Here is a 16,558-nt window from a genome sequence, read left to right on the forward strand (position 1 = left end):
ACCCGCAGAACCGTCTGGGAGATGACGACGATGCAGACGCTCGCGCACTGGGACGGCGGCCCCGGCCCGTGGATCCTGTTCTTCCCGCTGATCTGGGCGGCCGTGGTGGTCGGCGCCGTGACCGTGCTGCGCCGCACGGCGTGGCGCGGCCGGGGCGGCCCCTGGCGGCCGGCCGTCCAGGACGGCTCCCCGATCGCCGTCCTCGGCCGCCGCTTCGCCGCCGGCGAGATCGACGAGGACGAGTACTGGCGCCGGCTGTCCGTCCTGGACGAGCAGTTCGGCCGCAAGGGCGGTGCGGCATGACCACCGCCCCCACCACCGTGCGGACGGCCGCCCGGGTCGTCGACGCCGTGAAGGTCTACGGCCGCGGCGACACCAGCGTGCGGGCCCTGGACGGGGTGAGCGTCGACTTCCCGGCCGGCCGCTTCACCGCGATCATGGGCCCGTCGGGCTCCGGCAAGTCCACCCTCATGCACTGCGCGGCCGGCCTCGACACGCTCACCTCGGGCGCCGCCTACATCGGCGGCACCGACCTCGGCGCCCTGGACGACCGTCGTCTGACCCTGCTGCGCCGCGACCGCGTCGGCTTCGTCTTCCAGGCGTTCAACCTGGTGCCGACGCTCACGGTCGCCGAGAACATCACCCTCCCGCTCGACCTCGCCGGCGCTCCCGGCGACCGGGAGTGGATCGAGGCGCTGATCGACGTCGTCGGTCTGCGCGACCGCCTGCGTCACCGGCCCGCCGAACTCTCCGGCGGCCAGCAGCAACGCGTCGCCGTGGCGCGGGCGTTCGCCGGACAGCCGGACGTCGTCTTCGCCGACGAGCCGACCGGCAACCTCGACTCCCGCGCCGGCGAGGAGGTCCTCGGCCTGCTCGGCCGCGCGGCCCGCCAGACCTCCCGCACTGTCGTCATGGTCACCCACGACCCGGTCGCCGCCGCCCACGCCAACGCGGTCGTCTTCCTGGCCGACGGACGCCTGGTCGACCGGATGGCATCCCCGACCGCCGACAAGGTCCTGGACCGCATGAAAGCCTTCGAGGTGCCTTCATGAACGCCGCCGTCCGCCTGAGCGCGGCTTCCCTGCGCGCCCACAAACGCCGCTTCGCCGGCACCTTCCTCGCCGTGTTCCTGGGCGTGGCCTTCCTGGCCGGCACCCTCGTCATGGGCGACACCCTGCGTGCCGGCTTCGACACCATGTTCGGCGACGCGACCAGCGGCACGGACGCCGTCGTCCGCAGCGCCGACGCCATCACCACCCCCGGCGAGAGCCAGGGCGTGCGCCGGCCGGTCCCCACGGACCTGGTGAACGCCATCGAGAAGACGCCCGGCGTCGCGGCCGCCGCACCGGACATCCAGGGCGCAGGCCAACTCGTGGGCGCCGACGGCGAACCCATCGGCGGCAAGGGCCCGCCGACCCTGGCCGGCAACTGGATCACCGACCCGAAGCTCAACCCCTACCGGCTCGCCGAGGGCCGCACACCCCGCAGCACGGGCGAGGTCGTGATCAACCGCGGCGCCGCCAGGAAGGGCCACCTGAAGATCGGCGACACGACGACCCTGCGCACACCCGACCCCGTCAGGGTGACGGTCGTCGGCCTGGCGACCTTCGGCGGCGAGGACGGCATGGCCCAGGTGACCTTCACCGGCATGACCCAGGCCGACGCCGAGAAATACCTCACGGCCAGGCCCGGCGAGGCGGCGAGCATCCAGGTGCGGGCGGCCTCCGGAGTGGGCCAGCGCGAACTGGTGGACCGCCTGACCCCGCGCCTGCCCAGGGGAGTCGAGGCCATCACCGGTCAGGAGTCGGCCCAGGAGAACACCGACATGGTCTCCAGCCAGTTCCTGACCCTCTTCACCACCTTCCTGCTGGTCTTCTCCGGCATCGCCCTGCTGGTGGCGACCTTCTCCATCCACAACACCTTCGCGATCGTGGTCGCCCAACGCACCCGTGAGAACGCCCTGTTGCGCGCCCTGGGCGCCTCCCGCCGCCAGGTCACCGCGACGACCCTCACCGAGGCCACGGCGGTCGCCGTGACCGCCTCCGCGGCCGGTCTGGCGGGCGGCATCGGCATCGCGGCCGGTCTCCAGGCCCTCTTCCCGGCCATCGGATTCCCCTTCCCCGACGGGGACCTGGTGATCAGCGCCCTGTCGATGACCCTGCCCCTCGCCGTCGGCACCCTGGTCTGCCTGGGCTCCGCACTCCTGCCCGCCGTACGCGCCGGCCGCACCGCCCCGCTCGCCGCCCTGCGCGAGACGGCCGTCGACCACTCCGGCGCCTCCCGCACCCGCGCGGTCACCGGCCTGGGCCTGGCCGCCCTCGCCGTCGCCGCGACGCTGAACGGTGTCCTGGTCTCCCCGTCCCTCTGGCTGGCGGGACTCGGCGCGCTCCTCGCCCTGGTCTCCTTCGTGGTCCTGGGCCCGGTGGCCGCCACCACGGCCGTACGGGTCCTCGGCAGCCCCCTGCACACCCTGCGCGGCGTCACCGGCGCCCTGGCCCGCCGCAACGCCCTGCGCAGCCCCAAGCGCACCGCGGCCACCGCCGGGGCCCTGATGATCGGCGTGGCGGTCGTCTCCCTGTTCACCGTGTTCGGCGCCTCCCTCAAGGCGACCATGGACCAGACCGTCTCCCGCTCCTTCGCGGGCGACGTGGCCGTCAGCACCCCCTCCTTCGGCGCGGGCGGCAGCGGCCTGAGCCCCCGTCTGGCCCCGGCGGTCCAGCGACTGCCCGAGGTCGACATGGCCGTGGGACTGGGCAAGGGCGTGGCCGAAGTCAACGGCCACGGAAGGCAGCTGACCGTCACCGACCCGATCGCCCTGAAGCGCACCTTCGACCTCGGCAGGATCGACGGCTCCCTCACCGCCCTCGGCACCGACGGCATCGCGATCACCCGCAAGGAGGCGGCCGACCAGCACCTCACGATCGGCGACGGGGTGCGCCTCACCTTCACCGACGGCCGGCAGCGGACCTTCACGGTGCGCGCCCTCTACGGCCGGTCGGAGCTCGCCGGCGACTACGTCATCACGCGCGCCGCCTGGGCCCCGCACCGCACCCAGGACGCCGACACCCTCGTGGCCGTCACCTTCAGAAACGGCGTGGACCCCGCCACGGCGAAGAAGGCCGTGGAAAAGGTCGCCGCCCGCTACGGCAACCCGTCCGTACAGACCCGCGACGAGTACGCGCAGTCCTCGGCCGGCGGGATCGACATGATGCTGACGCTGGTCTACGCCCTGCTCGCCCTGGCCGTCCTGATCGCCCTGCTGGGCATCGCCAACACCCTCACCCTCGCCGTCCACGAACGCACCCGGGAACTGGGCCTGTTGCGTGCCGTGGGCCAGACCCGCTCCCAACTGCGCGCCATGGTCCGCTGGGAGTCCGTCCTGATCGCCGCCTTCGGCACGACCGGCGGCCTGACCCTGGGCGCGTTCCTGGGCTGGGTCCTGGTCAGGGCGTCGGACGGAGCGAGCGACAGCGCCTTCGCCTTCGCGGTTCCCCCGGCCCAGCTGGCCGTCGTCGCACTGGTGGGTCTCGTGGCAGGCGCCCTGGCGGGCCTGCGCCCGGCACGCCGGGCAGCCCGCCTGGACGTCCTGCGCGCGATAGCCACGGAGTGACAAGCGGCGGCACCCCAGCCGCGCACGCCCCCCCTCACCGCCCGGTCAGCCCACAACGGCCGACCGGGCGGGAGCATGAGCACCCCTGTGCCTGTCGAGCGCCGGCTCGGGCTCGACGAACCGCCGCCCCGGCTTCTCCACCACCCGCCGCGACGGCCGACCGGACGTGGCGCCCGACGGCGCGGTGGGCAGGGTGAACCACACGACCTTGCCCGCCTCCCCGTCCGGCCGTACGCCCCAGCTCTCGCTGACGGCGGCCACCATGGCGAGCCCGCGCCCGCTGGTGGCGGAGGGGTCCACGTCCCGCACCTCGGGAAGGCGGGGGTCGTGGTCGCGGACCGAGACCACGAGCCGGTCCAGCAGCAGCTCGATCTCGACGGTGCACACCTTGTCCGGCTGGGCGTGCCGGTGGACGTTCGACAGGAGTTCGGTCAGACCGAGCGTGGCGCGGTCTATGAGGGGGTCGAGATGCCAGTAGCGCAACTGCGCCGAAAGGATTCTGCGGACCTGGCCGATCCGCGACGGCAGAGCCTGGAGCTCGACCGTGCAGTGCCTGCTTGGGTGACTGATCACTGCTGCGACTCCCCGACTTGAGAGGTCCGGAAGAACACGGAGTACGGAACCAGCGGCGAGCCTTGCGTGAGAACGGCCTGCTGCTGTCGTGCCCGGCGGGCTGGTTCGCAGCGTTATCGCCGGTAAACCCAGAGTGACGTGAGACCAGCGTGACGCAGGGGGTGCGTCACCGCAACTCGCGTGACTCAGTCGCCGCGCCCCGCCGCCTTCCGCACGGCCTCGATGAACCGGCGTGCCGCGGGCGGCCCCGGCTCGCCCGGTGCGGGGTCGTGGTCGCCCAGCGTCAGCAGGTACCGCTTGCCGTTGAGGTCCGCCAGCGCCCGGTCGTCCGGCGCGAACCAGGGCTTGGTCGCGCGCACCGCCTGCACCGGCGCGCTGTCGATCTCGGTGCCGTAACTGGTGAGCAGCGCGAGCCTGCCGTCGCTGATCCGGACCTGACCGGCCCGGGTGAGCGAACGCATCCGCTTGCCGATCCGCACGCCGGTGGCCGTGAACTCCGGCTCGGCCATGGCGTCCCACCCCCTCGTACCCGTCGGGTGCGCTGGACCGTGCGCCTGCCTGGGGCGTGATCCAGCTCGTGTCGTGATCCGTCCCCCCGTGACCCGGTGTCCTCCGTGAGCCGGCGGCCACCGTGATCCGCTGTCCCCGCTCCGGTGCAGTCTGCCCGCACCCGGCGTCGAGCACCAGTGCGCACAGGTCCCTGGACAGGGGCGACCGGAGCACTCGCCGTAATGCGCCCCCACCCGTGCGCACACCGCGCCCCCAGGCTGTGCTTTGGGGGGCTCAAAGGTGTGTTTATGCAGGTGAGAAGCGTGCGGAAGGTGTTTATGATCGAGGCGACGGCCGGCCCCGACCGCCGCCCGGCCCAGCGTGAGGAGCACCGCCGTGAGCACCGTCCAGCATGATCCGACCGGCGTGACCCTCGACGTCGACCGCACCGACGCCGCCTACCGCGACTGGCTGAAAGAGGCGGTCCGCAAGGTCCAGGCCGACGCCAACCGCTCCGCCGACACGCATCTGCTGCGCTTCCCGCTGCCCGAGAAGTGGGGCATCGACCTGTATCTGAAGGACGAGTCGACCCACCCGACCGGAAGCCTCAAGCACCGGCTCGCCCGCTCCCTCTTCCTCTACGGCCTGTGCAATGGCTGGATCCGGCCGGGCCGCCCGGTGATCGAGGCGTCCAGCGGTTCGACGGCCGTCTCCGAGGCGTACTTCGCCAAGCTGATCGGCGTGCCCTTCATCGCCGTCATGCCGCGCACGACCAGCGCCGAGAAATGCCGTCTGATCGAGTTCCACGGCGGGCGGTGTCACTTCGTGGACGACTCGCGCCGCATGTACGAGGAGTCCGCACGGCTGGCGGTGGAGACGGGCGGTCACTACATGGACCAGTTCACCTACGCGGAACGGGCCACGGACTGGCGCGGCAACAACAACATCGCCGAATCCATCTTCCGGCAACTGGAGTTGGAGCGGTTCCCGGAGCCCGCGTGGATCGTCGCCACGGCCGGCACCGGCGGCACCTCGGCGACCATCGCGCGGTACGTGCACTACATGCAGCACGACACCCGCATTTGTGTCGCCGATCCGGAGAACTCGTGTTTCTTCGAGGGCTGGACCACCGGCGATCCGGACGTCACCTGTGACTGCGGCTCGCGCATCGAGGGGATCGGCCGCCCCCGTATGGAGCCCAGCTTCGTGCCCGGTGCCGTGGACCGCATGATGAAGGTGCCGGACGCGGCCAGCGTCGCCGCCGTGCGCGCCCTGGAGCGCGCGATCGGCCGCAAGGCGGGCGGCTCGACCGGGACGGGCCTGTGGAGCGCGCTGAAGATCGTCGCCGAGATGGTGGCGCAGGGGCGGCAGGGGAGCGTGGTGACCCTGCTGTGCGACCCGGGGGACCGGTACCTGGACAAGTACTACTCCAACGCGTGGCTGGCCGAGCAGGGCCTGGACATCACGCCGTACGCCTCGGCGATCGACACGCTGCTCAAGACGGGCGTCTGGCCCGGCTGACCAAGAAGGCGGGCGGACCGCCGGTCAGCCCGCGAGCCGCCGGTCCAGTGCGCTCACCGCGTCCCGGAACGCCCGTCCGAGCCCCGGGCGCGCCGCCTGCACGACCAGGCGGAACAGCGCCGTGCCGTCCGCGCCGAAGGTCCACTGCACGTGCGTGCCCGTGCCGGACGGCGTCAGCCGCCACTCCTCGGCGAGGGCGCGGGCGCCCGGCGCGTTGGTGACGTCCACGCGGTAGGCGTACACCTCGGCCGCCTTGGCCGCGATGACCGTCTCCCGGAAGCGTCCGCCGCCCTTGAGGCGGATGTCGCGTCCCGCGCCGTCGTCCAGCGACCGGGCGTGGGTGACCGCGGCGAACCACTCCGCCCAGCCCGGCACGTCGTCGTTGAGGGCGTGGAAGACCGCGTCGGGGGACGCGGACATCTTCCGCGCGAAGACGAGCCGTACCGGCGCGCTCTCGACGAAGTCGAGGCCGACGGGGCGCAGACGGTGGGCCATGGACACGAACCCCCTTGCGGAGGAGGGCGGTTGACCGGGCAGCGTCACGATAACCGCCGGACCGTCAGATGTCTGCCCCGCCTCGACGCCACCCGCGCGGTCACGCCTCCGGCTCGCCCGCCACCACCAGCCGCCGCAGGTGCTCCGAGACCTCCGCGCGCGCCGAGGACGCCAGCCCCGCGTCCGTCACCAGCGTGTCGACCTGCTCCAGCGCGGCGAACGAACTCAGGCCCACCACACCCCACTTGGTGTGGTCGGCGACCACCACGACCCGCCGCGCCGACTGCACCAGGCGCCGGTTGGTCTCGGCCTCCGCGAGGTTCGGCGTCGACAGGCCGGCCTCCACCGATATGCCGTGCACGCCGAGGAAGAGCACGTCGAAGTGGAGCGCCGCGATCGCCTGGTCGGCCACCGGCCCCACCAGCGAGTCGGACGGTGTGCGCACCCCGCCGGTCAGCACGACCGTCGCCGCGCCCTGACGCGGCCCCGTGGTGCGCTGCGCCGCGTGGAAGACGTCGGCCACCCGCACCGAGTTCGTCACCACGGTCAGGTCCGGCACGTCCAGCAGCTGGTGCGCCAGCGCGAAGGTCGTCGTACCGCCCGACAGGGCGATCGCCGTGCCCGGCGTCACCAGATCGGCCGCCGCCCGCGCGATGTCCTCCTTGGCCGACAGCTCCAGACCCGACTTGGCCTCGAAGCCCGGCTCGTGCGTGCTCGCCTCCACGACGGGCACCGCGCCGCCGTGCACCTTCTCCAGAACGCCCTGCCGGGCCAGCGCGTCCAGATCACGGCGCACCGTCATGTCCGACACGCCGAGCTTGCGCGTCAGCTCGTTGACGCGGACCCCGCCCCGGCGCCGTACCTCGTCCAGGATCAGGGCGCGCCGCTGCTCCGCGAGGAGGTTCTGATTCTCACTCACGTACGCTTCGGTCCCTTCGTCTCCAGCAGTCCGCACCGCCCTGCACACCTTCCCCCAGGTCCCCGGCTTGGCTCAAGCCCGCGGTCACCCCCGTCGACCAGCGCATTCACCACGGCTGTGGTGCACAGGCGTCCCATCCTCGCACGGGTGGGCACCTCCGGCGCCACCCGCCGTCTCGTCGCGCGCATGTCACCAACGCCTCATCCGTCCCCCGCACGTCACCCGGATCGGGGAGATTCCGTGACGAGGGGTGTGCGGTCCGCCCCCACCGGAGATCCTGGTCCCCGCACGGACACACAGTCCGACGGTGCGTCACGGGGGAAGTGCGAACAGTGGAACGTGCGCGGGAACGTACCTCGACAACCGGCTCGGCGCCGGAGCCGCGGGCCGCCACACCGGCCCTGGAACTCCTGGTCCACGGCGTGGGCGGCACCACGCCCGAGAAGATGCTCGACGATCCGCGCACCGTGCGGATCACCGGCGACGACACGGCGGCCGTCTTCCGGCGCGCCGAGGACGTCGACGCCGAGGAGCACCCCGACGAGCACCGCGGCCGGCCGGTCCCGGAGGCGTACGTCTGGTGCAACCTGACCTCCGGCAACAGCGCACGGGCCCTGTGGCTCCTGCTGCTGCCGTTCATGGTCGTCAACCTCGCGCACTGGATGCGCCCCACCGCCCGCGGCCGCGACCGCACGGTGCGTTTCTACGGGCTGCTGGTCCGCCTCACCGGCCTGACCCTGACGGTGCTGCTGGTCGCCGCCGCCTGCGAGGTCGCCCTGGACCTCGCGGCCTGGCAGTGCGCGGGCACGCGCGCGTGCGCCGAGCGGCACTCCTGGCTCGGCTTCCTGTCGCCCGCCGTGTCGAACGACGGCTGGTGGAGCCACCCTGGCCGCCGCCTCGCGCTGGCCGCCCTGGTGCCGACCGCGCTCACCGGCCTGCTGTGGTACCTCTCCCGCCGCACCTGGAGCGCCTACGAGTCCGTCCAGCCGATGACCCACGCGCCCGAGCCCGAGGAGGAGACCGGACGCACCGCCCTGGGCCGCCCCGGTTTCTGGTACGGACGACGCCTCGTCGCCCGCCTGCGCGCCGCCCACACCGCGGCCGGGCTGCTGACGGTGGCCGCCGCCCTCGCCTCGGCCGCGGCCCGCTTCGACCGCGCACCCGGCGGCCCGGCCCTCCTCGACACGCTGGGCCGCCTCCTGCTGGCGGCGATCACCGCCGCCCTGGCCCTGGTGCTGGCGGTGGTCTGCCGCCGCGGCCGCACCGAGAACCGCATCGACCACAAGCTCGACCGGCATCTCGTACGACGACTGCCGCTCGCCGCCCTCGTGCTGCTCGCGCTCGCCGCGGTGTACGCCGGCTGGGAGCGTCCCGGCTGGAACTCGACCGGACTGCTGCCCGGCGGCGGCACCACCTTCGGCGCCCTCGCCCTCGCCCAGGGCCTGCTCGTGATCGTCCTCGCCGTCGTCGCCCACCTGCTGCACCGCACCCGCCCCGACCCGCGCGCCGCCCTGCGGGGCCTCGCGGGACCGGCCGTGGCGATGCTGGCCTGCGCGCTGGGCGGGGTGATGTCGGGCGGCGTGTCGCAGCGGGTGTCCGACTGGCTGGACGGCACCGGCGCCACCATCGACGGCCCGCCGGCCCTGCTGACCTGGCAGGCGTCGGTGATCCCGGTGCTGCTCCTCGTGCTGCTGGTGCTGTGCGGCTGGCTGGGCCGGCAGGCCTGGCGGCTGCGCCGCACCGAACTGGGCGAGGTGGAGCCGGACTACCCGGACCAGCCGGAGGACGCCGCCCGCACCCGCCGTATCGCCACCACACGCGCGATGGCCACCCTCACCGACCGCGGCCCCCTCCTCGTCGCCGTCGTCTCCGCCACCACCCTGGCCCTGGGCGCCGGAGCCCTGATCGGCGCGTACCTCACCCACACCACGCCCGCCGACGCCGCCGAGCACGCCCAGGCGTTCGTGCACGGCGCCGCGGACACCGGCCAGGCGCTGGGCTCCTGGCTGATCGGCTTCGGCTTCCTGCTCTTCGTCACCTGGGGCCGGCGCGCCTACAAGGACGCCTCCGCCCGGCGCACCATCGGCATCCTGTGGGACGTCGGCACCTTCTGGCCGCGGGCCGCCCACCCCTTCGCCCCACCCTGCTACGCCGAGCGCGCGGTGCCCGACCTGACCTGGCGGATGGCCACCTGGACGAGGGCCACCGGCGGCCGGCTGGTGATCTCCGGGCACTCCCAGGGCAGCGTGCTCGCCGCCGCCGCGGCCTGGCAGCTGGGGCCGGCCGAACGCCGACGCGTCGCCCTGCTGACCTACGGCTCCCCCCTGGAGCGCCTCTACGGCCGCTGGTTCCCCGCCCACTTCGGACCGGCCGCGCTCAGCAGCCTGCACCAGGAGGTGGACTGCTGGCGCAACCTCTACCGGCTGACCGACCCCATCGGCGGCCCGGTCCGGCTGCCCGGCGACTGCGGCCCCGAGGTGGACCACCCGCCGCTGAAGGACCCGCTCGCCTACGGCCGTACCGCACGGCATCCGCTGCCCGCGCCGATCCTCGGCCACTCCGACTACCAGGCCGACCCCGTCTTCGCCGAGGAACGGCAGCGGCTGCTCGCCCGGCTCCAGCCGGACGTCCCGGCGCCGCGCCCTCAGGGCAGCTCGGGCAGGTCCTCGGGGTAGAGGAGGGTCAGGTCGTCCTTGGTCGGCTCCTCCAGCTGGGCGACCCGGCTCGCGTGGCGCTCGACCATCGCCTCGAAGGTCTGGCGGGCGGTCCGGCCGTTGCCGAACGCCGGGCCCTTCGGGATCGCCGTGAAGTACTCCAGCAGCGCCTCTCCGGTGCCGGCGGCCAGCCGGTACTCGTGCTCCTCGGCCTGCTGCCCCACGATCCGCAGGAGCTCCACGGGGCTGTAGTCGCTGAAGGTGATCGTCCGTGAGAAACGGGACGCCACACCGGGGTTGACCGAAAGGAAGCGTTCCATCTCCGCCGTGTAGCCCGCGACGATCACGACGACCGCGTCCCGGTGGTCCTCCATCAGCTTCACCAGCGTGTCGATGGCCTCCTTGCCGAAGTCCCGCCCCGCGTCCTCCGGCGAGAGCGCGTACGCCTCGTCGATGAACAGCACCCCGCCGCGCGCCCGGTCGAAGGCCTCCTGGGTGCGGATCGCCGTCGAGCCGATGTGCTCGCCGACCAGGTCGACGCGGGAGACCTCGACCAGATGCCCCTTCTCCAGGACGCCGAGGGAGGCCAGGATCTCGCCGTAGAGGCGGGCGACCGTCGTCTTGCCGGTGCCGGGGGAGCCGGTGAAGACCAGGTGCCGCTTGACCGAGGCCGCCTTCAGGCCCGCCTCCTGCCGGCGCCGGCCCACCTCGATCATGTCGGTGAGGGCGCGCACCTCCCGCTTGACGCTCTCCAGGCCCACCAGCGCGTCGAGTTCACCGAGCACGGCCTTCGACGTCCGCGCGGGCCGCTCCGGCTCCGCCGGCGCGACCAGCGGCTCCTGCTCGGTCGTGCGCTGACCGGGAATCGCGCCCAGCAGGCCGGGGGACTGCGGGGTCGTCTGTACGGCGGTCTCGCGAGCCGTCGGCGGCCGCAGCCCCGCGCTCTCGTCGCTGGTGCAGTCCTCGACCACGGGACCCGTGCCGCTGCCCGCGTCCGGGCCGCCGTCCGCGAACTCGTACCCGCCGCGCGCGCACCGCTCCGTGCGGCACTTGCGCAGCGTCGTACGGCAGCCGTCGATCACGTGGAAGCCGTAGCCGCCGCTGCCCGTCACCCGGCAGCCCAGGAAGGTGCCGCGGCCGCCCGCCGAGACGTAGAAGCCGGCTTCGGCGGGGGAGTCGACCGTGCACCGTTCTATGGTGGGGTCGGCGCCCTTGGTGACGATCACGCCGGTCTGCGTGCCGTCCACGGTGCAGTTGTTCAGCGTGCCGCCGCTGCCGTGGTCGCGGAACCAGGCGCCCGTCGCCGCGTCCCGGATGCGGCAGTCGTCGAGCTGGGCGGTCGCGCCGTCGCTCACCGACACGGCCGTGTTGCGCACCTGCGAGATGTCGCTGTCGACGACGTCCGCGCGCGAGCCGCGGTCCAGGACGAACAGGGCGTCCGGCACGTCGCGCACCCGGCAGGAGTCGAGAACGGCGGTGGCGCCGTCGCTGACCCACACCGCCGGGTAGTCGCCGGTGCTGTCGAAGATCTCGCACTGGTTGGCGTCCACGCGGGTGCCGGGGTCCCACACCGACAGCCCGTTGCGCCCGAACTGGCGGACCGTCGTGCGGGTCAGCGTGAGCACCGAGCGCGAGCGCAGGTCGACCGCGTTCTCCGGGATGTCGTGGATACGGCAGTCGGCGAGCGTGAGCACCGCGTCCGTGTCGAGCGTGACCCCGTCCGCCGTGGTGCGGTGCACGTCGCAGTCCGTCAGGTGCGCGGTGGCGCGGCCGGTGACCCGCACGCCGCTGCCGCGGACCTCGTAGACCTCACAACCCACCGCCTCCAGCGCGGAGTTCTCCCCGGTCGCCGTCAGTCCCGAGCCGGAGGAGTGGTGCAGGCGGCAGCGCTCCAGCCGCGGGTGCCCGCCGCCGCGCACGGCGACGGCCTCCTGGCCGGCGGCGACGACCTCGCACTCCTCGAACACCCCGCCCGCGCCGTCGAGTACGGCGATCCCGATGCCCGCCGGATTGTCCACGGTGCACCGCCGCACGGTCGGCCGCGCGGCCCCGCGCACCTCGATCCCGGCCGCGGACCGCGTCACGATCCGCAGGTCCGTCAGCTCGGGCGTGCCCTCCTCGACGAGCAGCGCGGGGGCGGCCGCGTCCTGGCCCTCGACATGCAGGTCCTGCACCACCGCGGAGGCGCACACGGTCAGCGGCACCCCGTCCGCCGGCGCGATCCGCACCGAGCCGGGGGAGCCCTCGGGGCCGCGCAGGGTCACCGCACGCTGCACGACGAGGTTCTCCCGGTAGGTGCCGGGGGCGACGGTGAGGACGTCACCGTCGGCCGCGGCCTCCAGGGCGGCGGCGAGCGAAGCGTACTCACCTGTGCGGCGCCGCCACCGCGATGTGCCGGTGTGCGTCACCTGGACCGTGCCCTGTGCCATGGCGTTGCTGTGCCCCCACCTCGTAGTACGCGGGTTGGTGCCGAAGAGTTCGGACGGTCCACCGTAGCGTGCGCGCGGGTGGTGGGTTGACCAGAGCCGGAAGGCCGTCAGCTGCCGGTGCCGGTCCGGCCCCAGTCCGGGCCCGCGCGGTCCCACGCCTGGTCCCAACGGGCGTACCGGCGACGGACCATGCGCCAGACGATCAGCCGCCGTGTGCCCTCAACGGCTCCCGCGGCGAGCATGGCGGCGCCGAAGCCGGCCAGCACGGCGTGGGTGGTGGCCGTGGCGGAGTCCAGCGGGCGGGCGACCAGGTCGCCCCGCTGGTCGGTCCATATCGCGAAGTGGTCGCCCGCGTGCGGGGACTTGAGGTCGGTCAGGGTCGAGCCGTGGTGTGCGGAGCCGTCCGGGGCCCTCCAGTCGGCGAGGACGCGGCTGCGCAGGTCCCGGGCGGAGGTGGCCTCCGGGTCGGCGTCCAGCGGGGAGCGGTCCAGTTTGCGCACCACGGTCGCCGTCACCAGGTGGCGGGTCCTGTGCTGGTCGCGCACGGACTGCTGCAGGGCGTCCTGGGCGACACCGCCGACGAGGGCGCCGATCACGGGCGCGGCGACCAGGATCAGCAGCAGCGCCACCAGGGCGACCCAGGCCTCGACCAGATCGGTCGTGCGCCGCAGCGGATTGCGCCGCCAGCGCCACAGACCGCCGATAGCTCGCACCGTCCGCAACCCCCTTCCCGCTCCGTGATAACCCCTCCAGGAGCCGTCCACGCGCGAGCCCGGTCAAAGAGAGAGGGAAATCACCTGGTGACCGGGGTCTCTCATGAACTTCTCACGACGCTCAACGCGCGGGCCCCCGGCGCTGGTTCCCGCAGCTCGGGCCTTGTCCGGATCTTTGCCCCAGGTCCTGCGCCCGGCGCCTACGCCAGGATCGTGACCGGGTCGCCGACGCGCAGGGTGCCGCGGCCGAGGGGGACGAGGTTCTGGCCGAAGACCAGCCTGCCGTCGATACGGCGGTGGCGTCCCAGGGCGCGCAGCGGCTCCCGGCCCCGCTCGGCGGTCTCCTGGTCGGTGGTGGTCACCACGCACCGTCCGCACGGCTTGGCGACCCGGAAGACGACCTCCCCGATCGCCAGGCGCGTCCAGCCGTCCTCGGCCCAGGCGTCGGCGCCCTCCACCACCACGTTCGGCCGGAAGCGGTTCATCGGCAGCGGTCCCTCGTCCGCGTTGTCGCCTTGCCCGATGAGGGAGTTGAGGGCGTCGAGGGAGGCGGTGGAGGTCAGCAGCAGCGGGAAGCCGTCGGCGAAGGTCACCGTCTCGCCCGGCCGCGCGAACTCCGGGTCGACGGGCCGGCGTCTGGCGGGGTCGTCCATGAACACCAGGCGCACCCGGACGCCGAGGTAGTCGCTGCACCAGGCGTGCGCCGCCTCGTCCCCGGCCGGGACGCCCTCGACCTTGTCGCGGAAGATCTCCACGGGGACCGTGCCGCCGGGGCGGGGGACCGGCACGGACAGCGGGTCCATTCCGGGGGCGGACAGACGGACGCCGCCGCCGGGCAACAGCTCGGCGGCGGCCAACGCCAGGCGCGGCGACTGACGTTGTGTGACGACCTTTCCCCCGTCGTCGATCAGTGCCCAGCGCCGGTCTCCGGCCAGCCCCCAGGGCTCCACGACGGCCTCCCCGGGCGACAGCGCCCGGAACGCCTTGACCGGATGGACGTGAATCGACCGCAGCAGCGCATTCCCCATACGGCCATCGTGCCAGGTGGCTCCGACGACCGCGGCGGGGGACTCAGTAGCCGCGGTACTGCTGCTGGTTGTTGTAGGGGTCCTGGTAGGGAGTCTGCGGCGGCCGCGGGGCCGCGGGGCGCATCGCCTCGTACCCCATGCCGGTGGCGGGCACCGGTCGCGGCGGCTGCGGCTGCTGCATCTGCTGCGGGCCGGGATAGCCGCGGGGCGCGGAGGCCTGCTGCGGGATGTAGGCGGCCGGCGCCTGCTGCAGCGGAGCCGGCTGCGGCGCCTGCGGGTAGCCGTAGGAGGGCTGGGACGGGGCCGCCGGCAGGGCGGGCAGTGCCGACGGCAGCGCGGGCAGGTGGCTGCCCGGCGTGTCGTAGGCGGCGGGGACCCGGATCGGGGCGATCTGCGGAGTACCGCGCTCCTTGACGAGCGAGTCGTAGATCGGGGTGTCCGGGAAGGAGGCGGAGTAGTAGCCGCCGCCATAGGTGGAGCGGGGGGAGGTCATGGCACATAAGTTAAGCCCACGATGTGCTGGTTGGGGAGACCGATAAGAGGGTTGTTTTCCGTGTCGGCAGTGGCTCTGGATCCCCAATGCGAGCGAACGCGGCAAAAAGGGGCGCCGAGCAGCGTTCGAGGCCGGTAAAGCCCGAGTTCCGGGCGTGTTACCAGGGGTTGGCGGACGCTCTTGCCGTGCCCTTCATGGGAGTTCGCCGCCCCGGGGAATAGGTTGGCGGGTAGACAACGCGAGAGCTGCCGGAGCGCGGCCGGCACCGTGATATCTGAATGGGGGCGGACATGTCCATGCCGAAAGGGTCGAACACCGCGGTGCCGACGACGGCGCTGCGCGTCGAACTGGGCTGGCGTTCCGGACCCGGGGTGCCGGACGCGGACGCCTCGGCGCTGCTGCTCGTGGGCGGAAAGGTCCGCTCCGACGGCGACTTCGTCTTCTACAACCAGCCGGTGCACACCTCCGGCGCGGTCCGGCACGAGGGCAAGCGCGCGGGCGCCGGCCGGGTCACCGACACCCTGCTCGTCGACCTCGCGCGCGTAGAGCCCGCGATCGAGACGATCGTCCTCGTCGCCTCCGCCGACGGCGGCACGTTCGGGCAGGTACCGGACCTGTACATCGAGGTCCGTGACGCGGGCGGCGACACCGCGGTCGCCCGTTTCGACAGCACCGGCGCGAGTGTCGAAACCGCTTTCGTGCTCGGCGAGTTCTACCGCCGGCAGGGCGCCTGGAAGTTCCGCGCCGTGGGCCAGGGATACAGCAGCGGCCTGGAGGGACTGGCGACGGACTTCGGCATCACGGTCGACGAGCCGCAGCACGCCGCGCCGCCGGCCCCGCCCGCGCCCCCCGCGGCGCCTCCGGCCGCCCCTCCGGTGACGATGCCGCCGCCCGTCGCACCCCCGGCCAGCATGCCCCCGCCGGCCGGCCCCCCGGCCGCCATGGCGCCGCCGCCCTTCCCGCCGCCCGCCGCGCCGGCCACCCCCGCCGCCCCCGTCCGCCTCACCAAGGTGACGCTCACCAAGGCCGCTCCCGCCGTCTCGCTCACCAAGCAGGGCGGCACCTCGGGCACCATGCGCGTGAACCTCAACTGGCAGGTGCGCAAGCAGTTCTCGGGCTGGGGCAGCAAGCGGGGCCGGGCCGTCGCCCTGCACGCCGACCTCGACCTGGACCTGTGCGCCCTGTACGAACTCACCGACGGCAGGAAGGGCGTCGTACAGGCCCTCGGCAACGCCTTCGGCTCCCTGCACCAGCCCCCGTACATCCACCTCGACGGCGACGACCGCACCGGTGCCGTCGAGAGCGGCGAGAACCTCACCGTCAATCTCGACCACAAGCAGGACTTCCGGCGCATCCTCGTCTTCGTGACCATCTACGAAGGCGCCCGGTCCTTCGCCGACCTGCACGCCACGGTCACCCTTCAGCCGCAGTACGGCGCCCCGATCGACTTCTCGCTCGACGAGTGCACGGTCCCCTCGACCGTGTGCGCACTGGCGCTGATCACCAACACCGGCAGCGACCTGGTCGTCCAGCGCGAGGCCCGCTACCTGGTGCCCGAGCGCGGGGTGAGCCCGCAGCGGACCGTCGACCACGCCTACGGGTGGGGCATGAACTGGACCCCCGGCCGCAAGTAG

The 16,558-nt window shown here is 73.3% G+C and carries 14 protein-coding genes; 6 read left to right on the top strand and 8 right to left on the bottom strand.

The features are described from left to right. Nucleotides 1-30: 30 nt before the first annotated feature. The 3 genes from ACYF6T_RS04790 to ACYF6T_RS04800 are packed head-to-tail and all read left to right on the top strand — an operon-like array spanning nucleotide 31 to nucleotide 3,610. Nucleotides 31-303 (top strand): SHOCT domain-containing protein, encoded by a 273-nt coding sequence (locus tag ACYF6T_RS04790; RefSeq protein WP_461693726.1) that lies wholly within the window; start codon nucleotides 31-33, stop codon nucleotides 301-303. Continuing rightward, nucleotides 300-1,052, top strand: coding sequence for an ABC transporter ATP-binding protein (locus tag ACYF6T_RS04795; protein ID WP_461693644.1), 753 nt, complete (start codon nucleotides 300-302; stop codon nucleotides 1,050-1,052). The genes ACYF6T_RS04790 and ACYF6T_RS04795 overlap by 4 nt, the downstream gene beginning before the upstream one ends. Continuing rightward, complete coding sequence (locus tag ACYF6T_RS04800) at nucleotides 1,049-3,610, top strand: ABC transporter permease (protein WP_461693645.1); 2,562 nt, start codon at nucleotides 1,049-1,051, stop codon at nucleotides 3,608-3,610. The genes ACYF6T_RS04795 and ACYF6T_RS04800 overlap by 4 nt, the downstream gene beginning before the upstream one ends. A gap of 45 nt (nucleotides 3,611-3,655) precedes the next feature. Here ACYF6T_RS04800 and ACYF6T_RS04805 read toward each other — a convergent pair whose 3' ends face one another. Both ACYF6T_RS04805 and ACYF6T_RS04810 read right to left on the bottom strand, forming a co-directional pair. Beyond that, on the bottom strand, nucleotides 3,656-4,183 hold the full coding sequence (locus tag ACYF6T_RS04805; protein WP_461693646.1) for an ATP-binding protein: 528 nt from the start codon (nucleotides 4,181-4,183) through the stop codon (nucleotides 3,656-3,658). Between the two features lie 185 nt (nucleotides 4,184-4,368). Continuing rightward, on the bottom strand, nucleotides 4,369-4,692 hold the full coding sequence (locus tag ACYF6T_RS04810; protein WP_461693647.1) for a hypothetical protein: 324 nt from the start codon (nucleotides 4,690-4,692) through the stop codon (nucleotides 4,369-4,371). 376 nt (nucleotides 4,693-5,068) lie between these two features. Here ACYF6T_RS04810 and cds1 point away from each other — a divergent pair, with 376 nt between their 5' ends. Further along, complete coding sequence (gene cds1 / locus ACYF6T_RS04815; protein ID WP_461693648.1) at nucleotides 5,069-6,193, top strand: L-cysteine desulfhydrase Cds1; 1,125 nt, start codon at nucleotides 5,069-5,071, stop codon at nucleotides 6,191-6,193. Nucleotides 6,194-6,217: 24 nt separating this feature from the next. Here the strand turns inward: cds1 and ACYF6T_RS04820 are convergent, their stop codons facing one another. Beyond that, nucleotides 6,218-6,688, bottom strand: a complete 471-nt coding sequence (locus tag ACYF6T_RS04820) for an SRPBCC family protein (RefSeq protein ID WP_461693649.1) — start codon at nucleotides 6,686-6,688, stop codon at nucleotides 6,218-6,220. A gap of 100 nt (nucleotides 6,689-6,788) precedes the next feature. Further along, nucleotides 6,789-7,607 carry a DeoR/GlpR family DNA-binding transcription regulator gene (locus ACYF6T_RS04825; protein WP_461693650.1) on the bottom strand — a complete coding sequence of 273 codons (819 nt, stop codon included), beginning with the start codon at nucleotides 7,605-7,607 and terminating at the stop codon, nucleotides 6,789-6,791. Between the two features lie 332 nt (nucleotides 7,608-7,939). Here ACYF6T_RS04825 and ACYF6T_RS04830 point away from each other — a divergent pair, with 332 nt between their 5' ends. Next, nucleotides 7,940-10,282 carry a hypothetical protein gene (locus ACYF6T_RS04830; RefSeq protein WP_461693652.1) on the top strand — a complete coding sequence of 781 codons (2,343 nt, stop codon included), beginning with the start codon at nucleotides 7,940-7,942 and terminating at the stop codon, nucleotides 10,280-10,282. On the opposite strand, the gene ACYF6T_RS04835 is transcribed toward ACYF6T_RS04830, so the two are convergent. The 4 genes from ACYF6T_RS04835 to ACYF6T_RS04850 form a co-directional block, all read right to left on the bottom strand. Then, entirely contained in the window at nucleotides 10,252-12,690 is a 2,439-nt protein-coding gene (locus ACYF6T_RS04835; protein ID WP_461693653.1) for a right-handed parallel beta-helix repeat-containing protein, read from the bottom strand. The genes ACYF6T_RS04830 and ACYF6T_RS04835 overlap by 31 nt on opposite strands. 107 nt (nucleotides 12,691-12,797) lie before the next feature. Further along, a complete protein-coding gene (locus ACYF6T_RS04840) occupies nucleotides 12,798-13,403 on the bottom strand; it encodes an Rv1733c family protein (protein ID WP_461693654.1) in 606 nt (201 codons plus the stop codon). Between the two features lie 200 nt (nucleotides 13,404-13,603). Continuing rightward, on the bottom strand, nucleotides 13,604-14,431 hold the full coding sequence (locus ACYF6T_RS04845) for an MOSC domain-containing protein (RefSeq protein ID WP_461693655.1): 828 nt from the start codon (nucleotides 14,429-14,431) through the stop codon (nucleotides 13,604-13,606). Nucleotides 14,432-14,474: 43 nt separating this feature from the next. Then, nucleotides 14,475-14,924, bottom strand: a complete 450-nt coding sequence (locus ACYF6T_RS04850; RefSeq protein WP_461693656.1) for a DUF6643 family protein — start codon at nucleotides 14,922-14,924, stop codon at nucleotides 14,475-14,477. 296 nt (nucleotides 14,925-15,220) lie between these two features. Between ACYF6T_RS04850 and ACYF6T_RS04855 the strand changes: the two genes are divergently transcribed. After that, nucleotides 15,221-16,558 carry a TerD family protein gene (locus tag ACYF6T_RS04855; protein ID WP_461693727.1) on the top strand — a complete coding sequence of 446 codons (1,338 nt, stop codon included), beginning with the start codon at nucleotides 15,221-15,223 and terminating at the stop codon, nucleotides 16,556-16,558.

The sequence above is a fragment of the Streptomyces sp. 7R007 genome, assembly GCF_054850255.1.

Coding starts and splice junctions, on each gene's coding strand:
- ACYF6T_RS04790 (WP_461693726.1), top strand. CDS start 31: ATGCAGACGCTCGCGCACTGGGACGGCGGCCCCGGCCCGTGGATCCTG.
- ACYF6T_RS04795 (WP_461693644.1), top strand. CDS start 300: ATGACCACCGCCCCCACCACCGTGCGGACGGCCGCCCGGGTCGTCGAC.
- ACYF6T_RS04800 (WP_461693645.1), top strand. CDS start 1,049: ATGAACGCCGCCGTCCGCCTGAGCGCGGCTTCCCTGCGCGCCCACAAA.
- ACYF6T_RS04810 (WP_461693647.1), bottom strand. CDS start 4,692: ATGGCCGAGCCGGAGTTCACGGCCACCGGCGTGCGGATCGGCAAGCGG.
- ACYF6T_RS04820 (WP_461693649.1), bottom strand. CDS start 6,688: ATGGCCCACCGTCTGCGCCCCGTCGGCCTCGACTTCGTCGAGAGCGCG.
- ACYF6T_RS04835 (WP_461693653.1), bottom strand. CDS start 12,690: ATGGCACAGGGCACGGTCCAGGTGACGCACACCGGCACATCGCGGTGG.
- ACYF6T_RS04845 (WP_461693655.1), bottom strand. CDS start 14,431: ATGGGGAATGCGCTGCTGCGGTCGATTCACGTCCATCCGGTCAAGGCG.
- ACYF6T_RS04850 (WP_461693656.1), bottom strand. CDS start 14,924: ATGACCTCCCCCCGCTCCACCTATGGCGGCGGCTACTACTCCGCCTCC.
- ACYF6T_RS04855 (WP_461693727.1), top strand. CDS start 15,221: ATGCCGAAAGGGTCGAACACCGCGGTGCCGACGACGGCGCTGCGCGTC.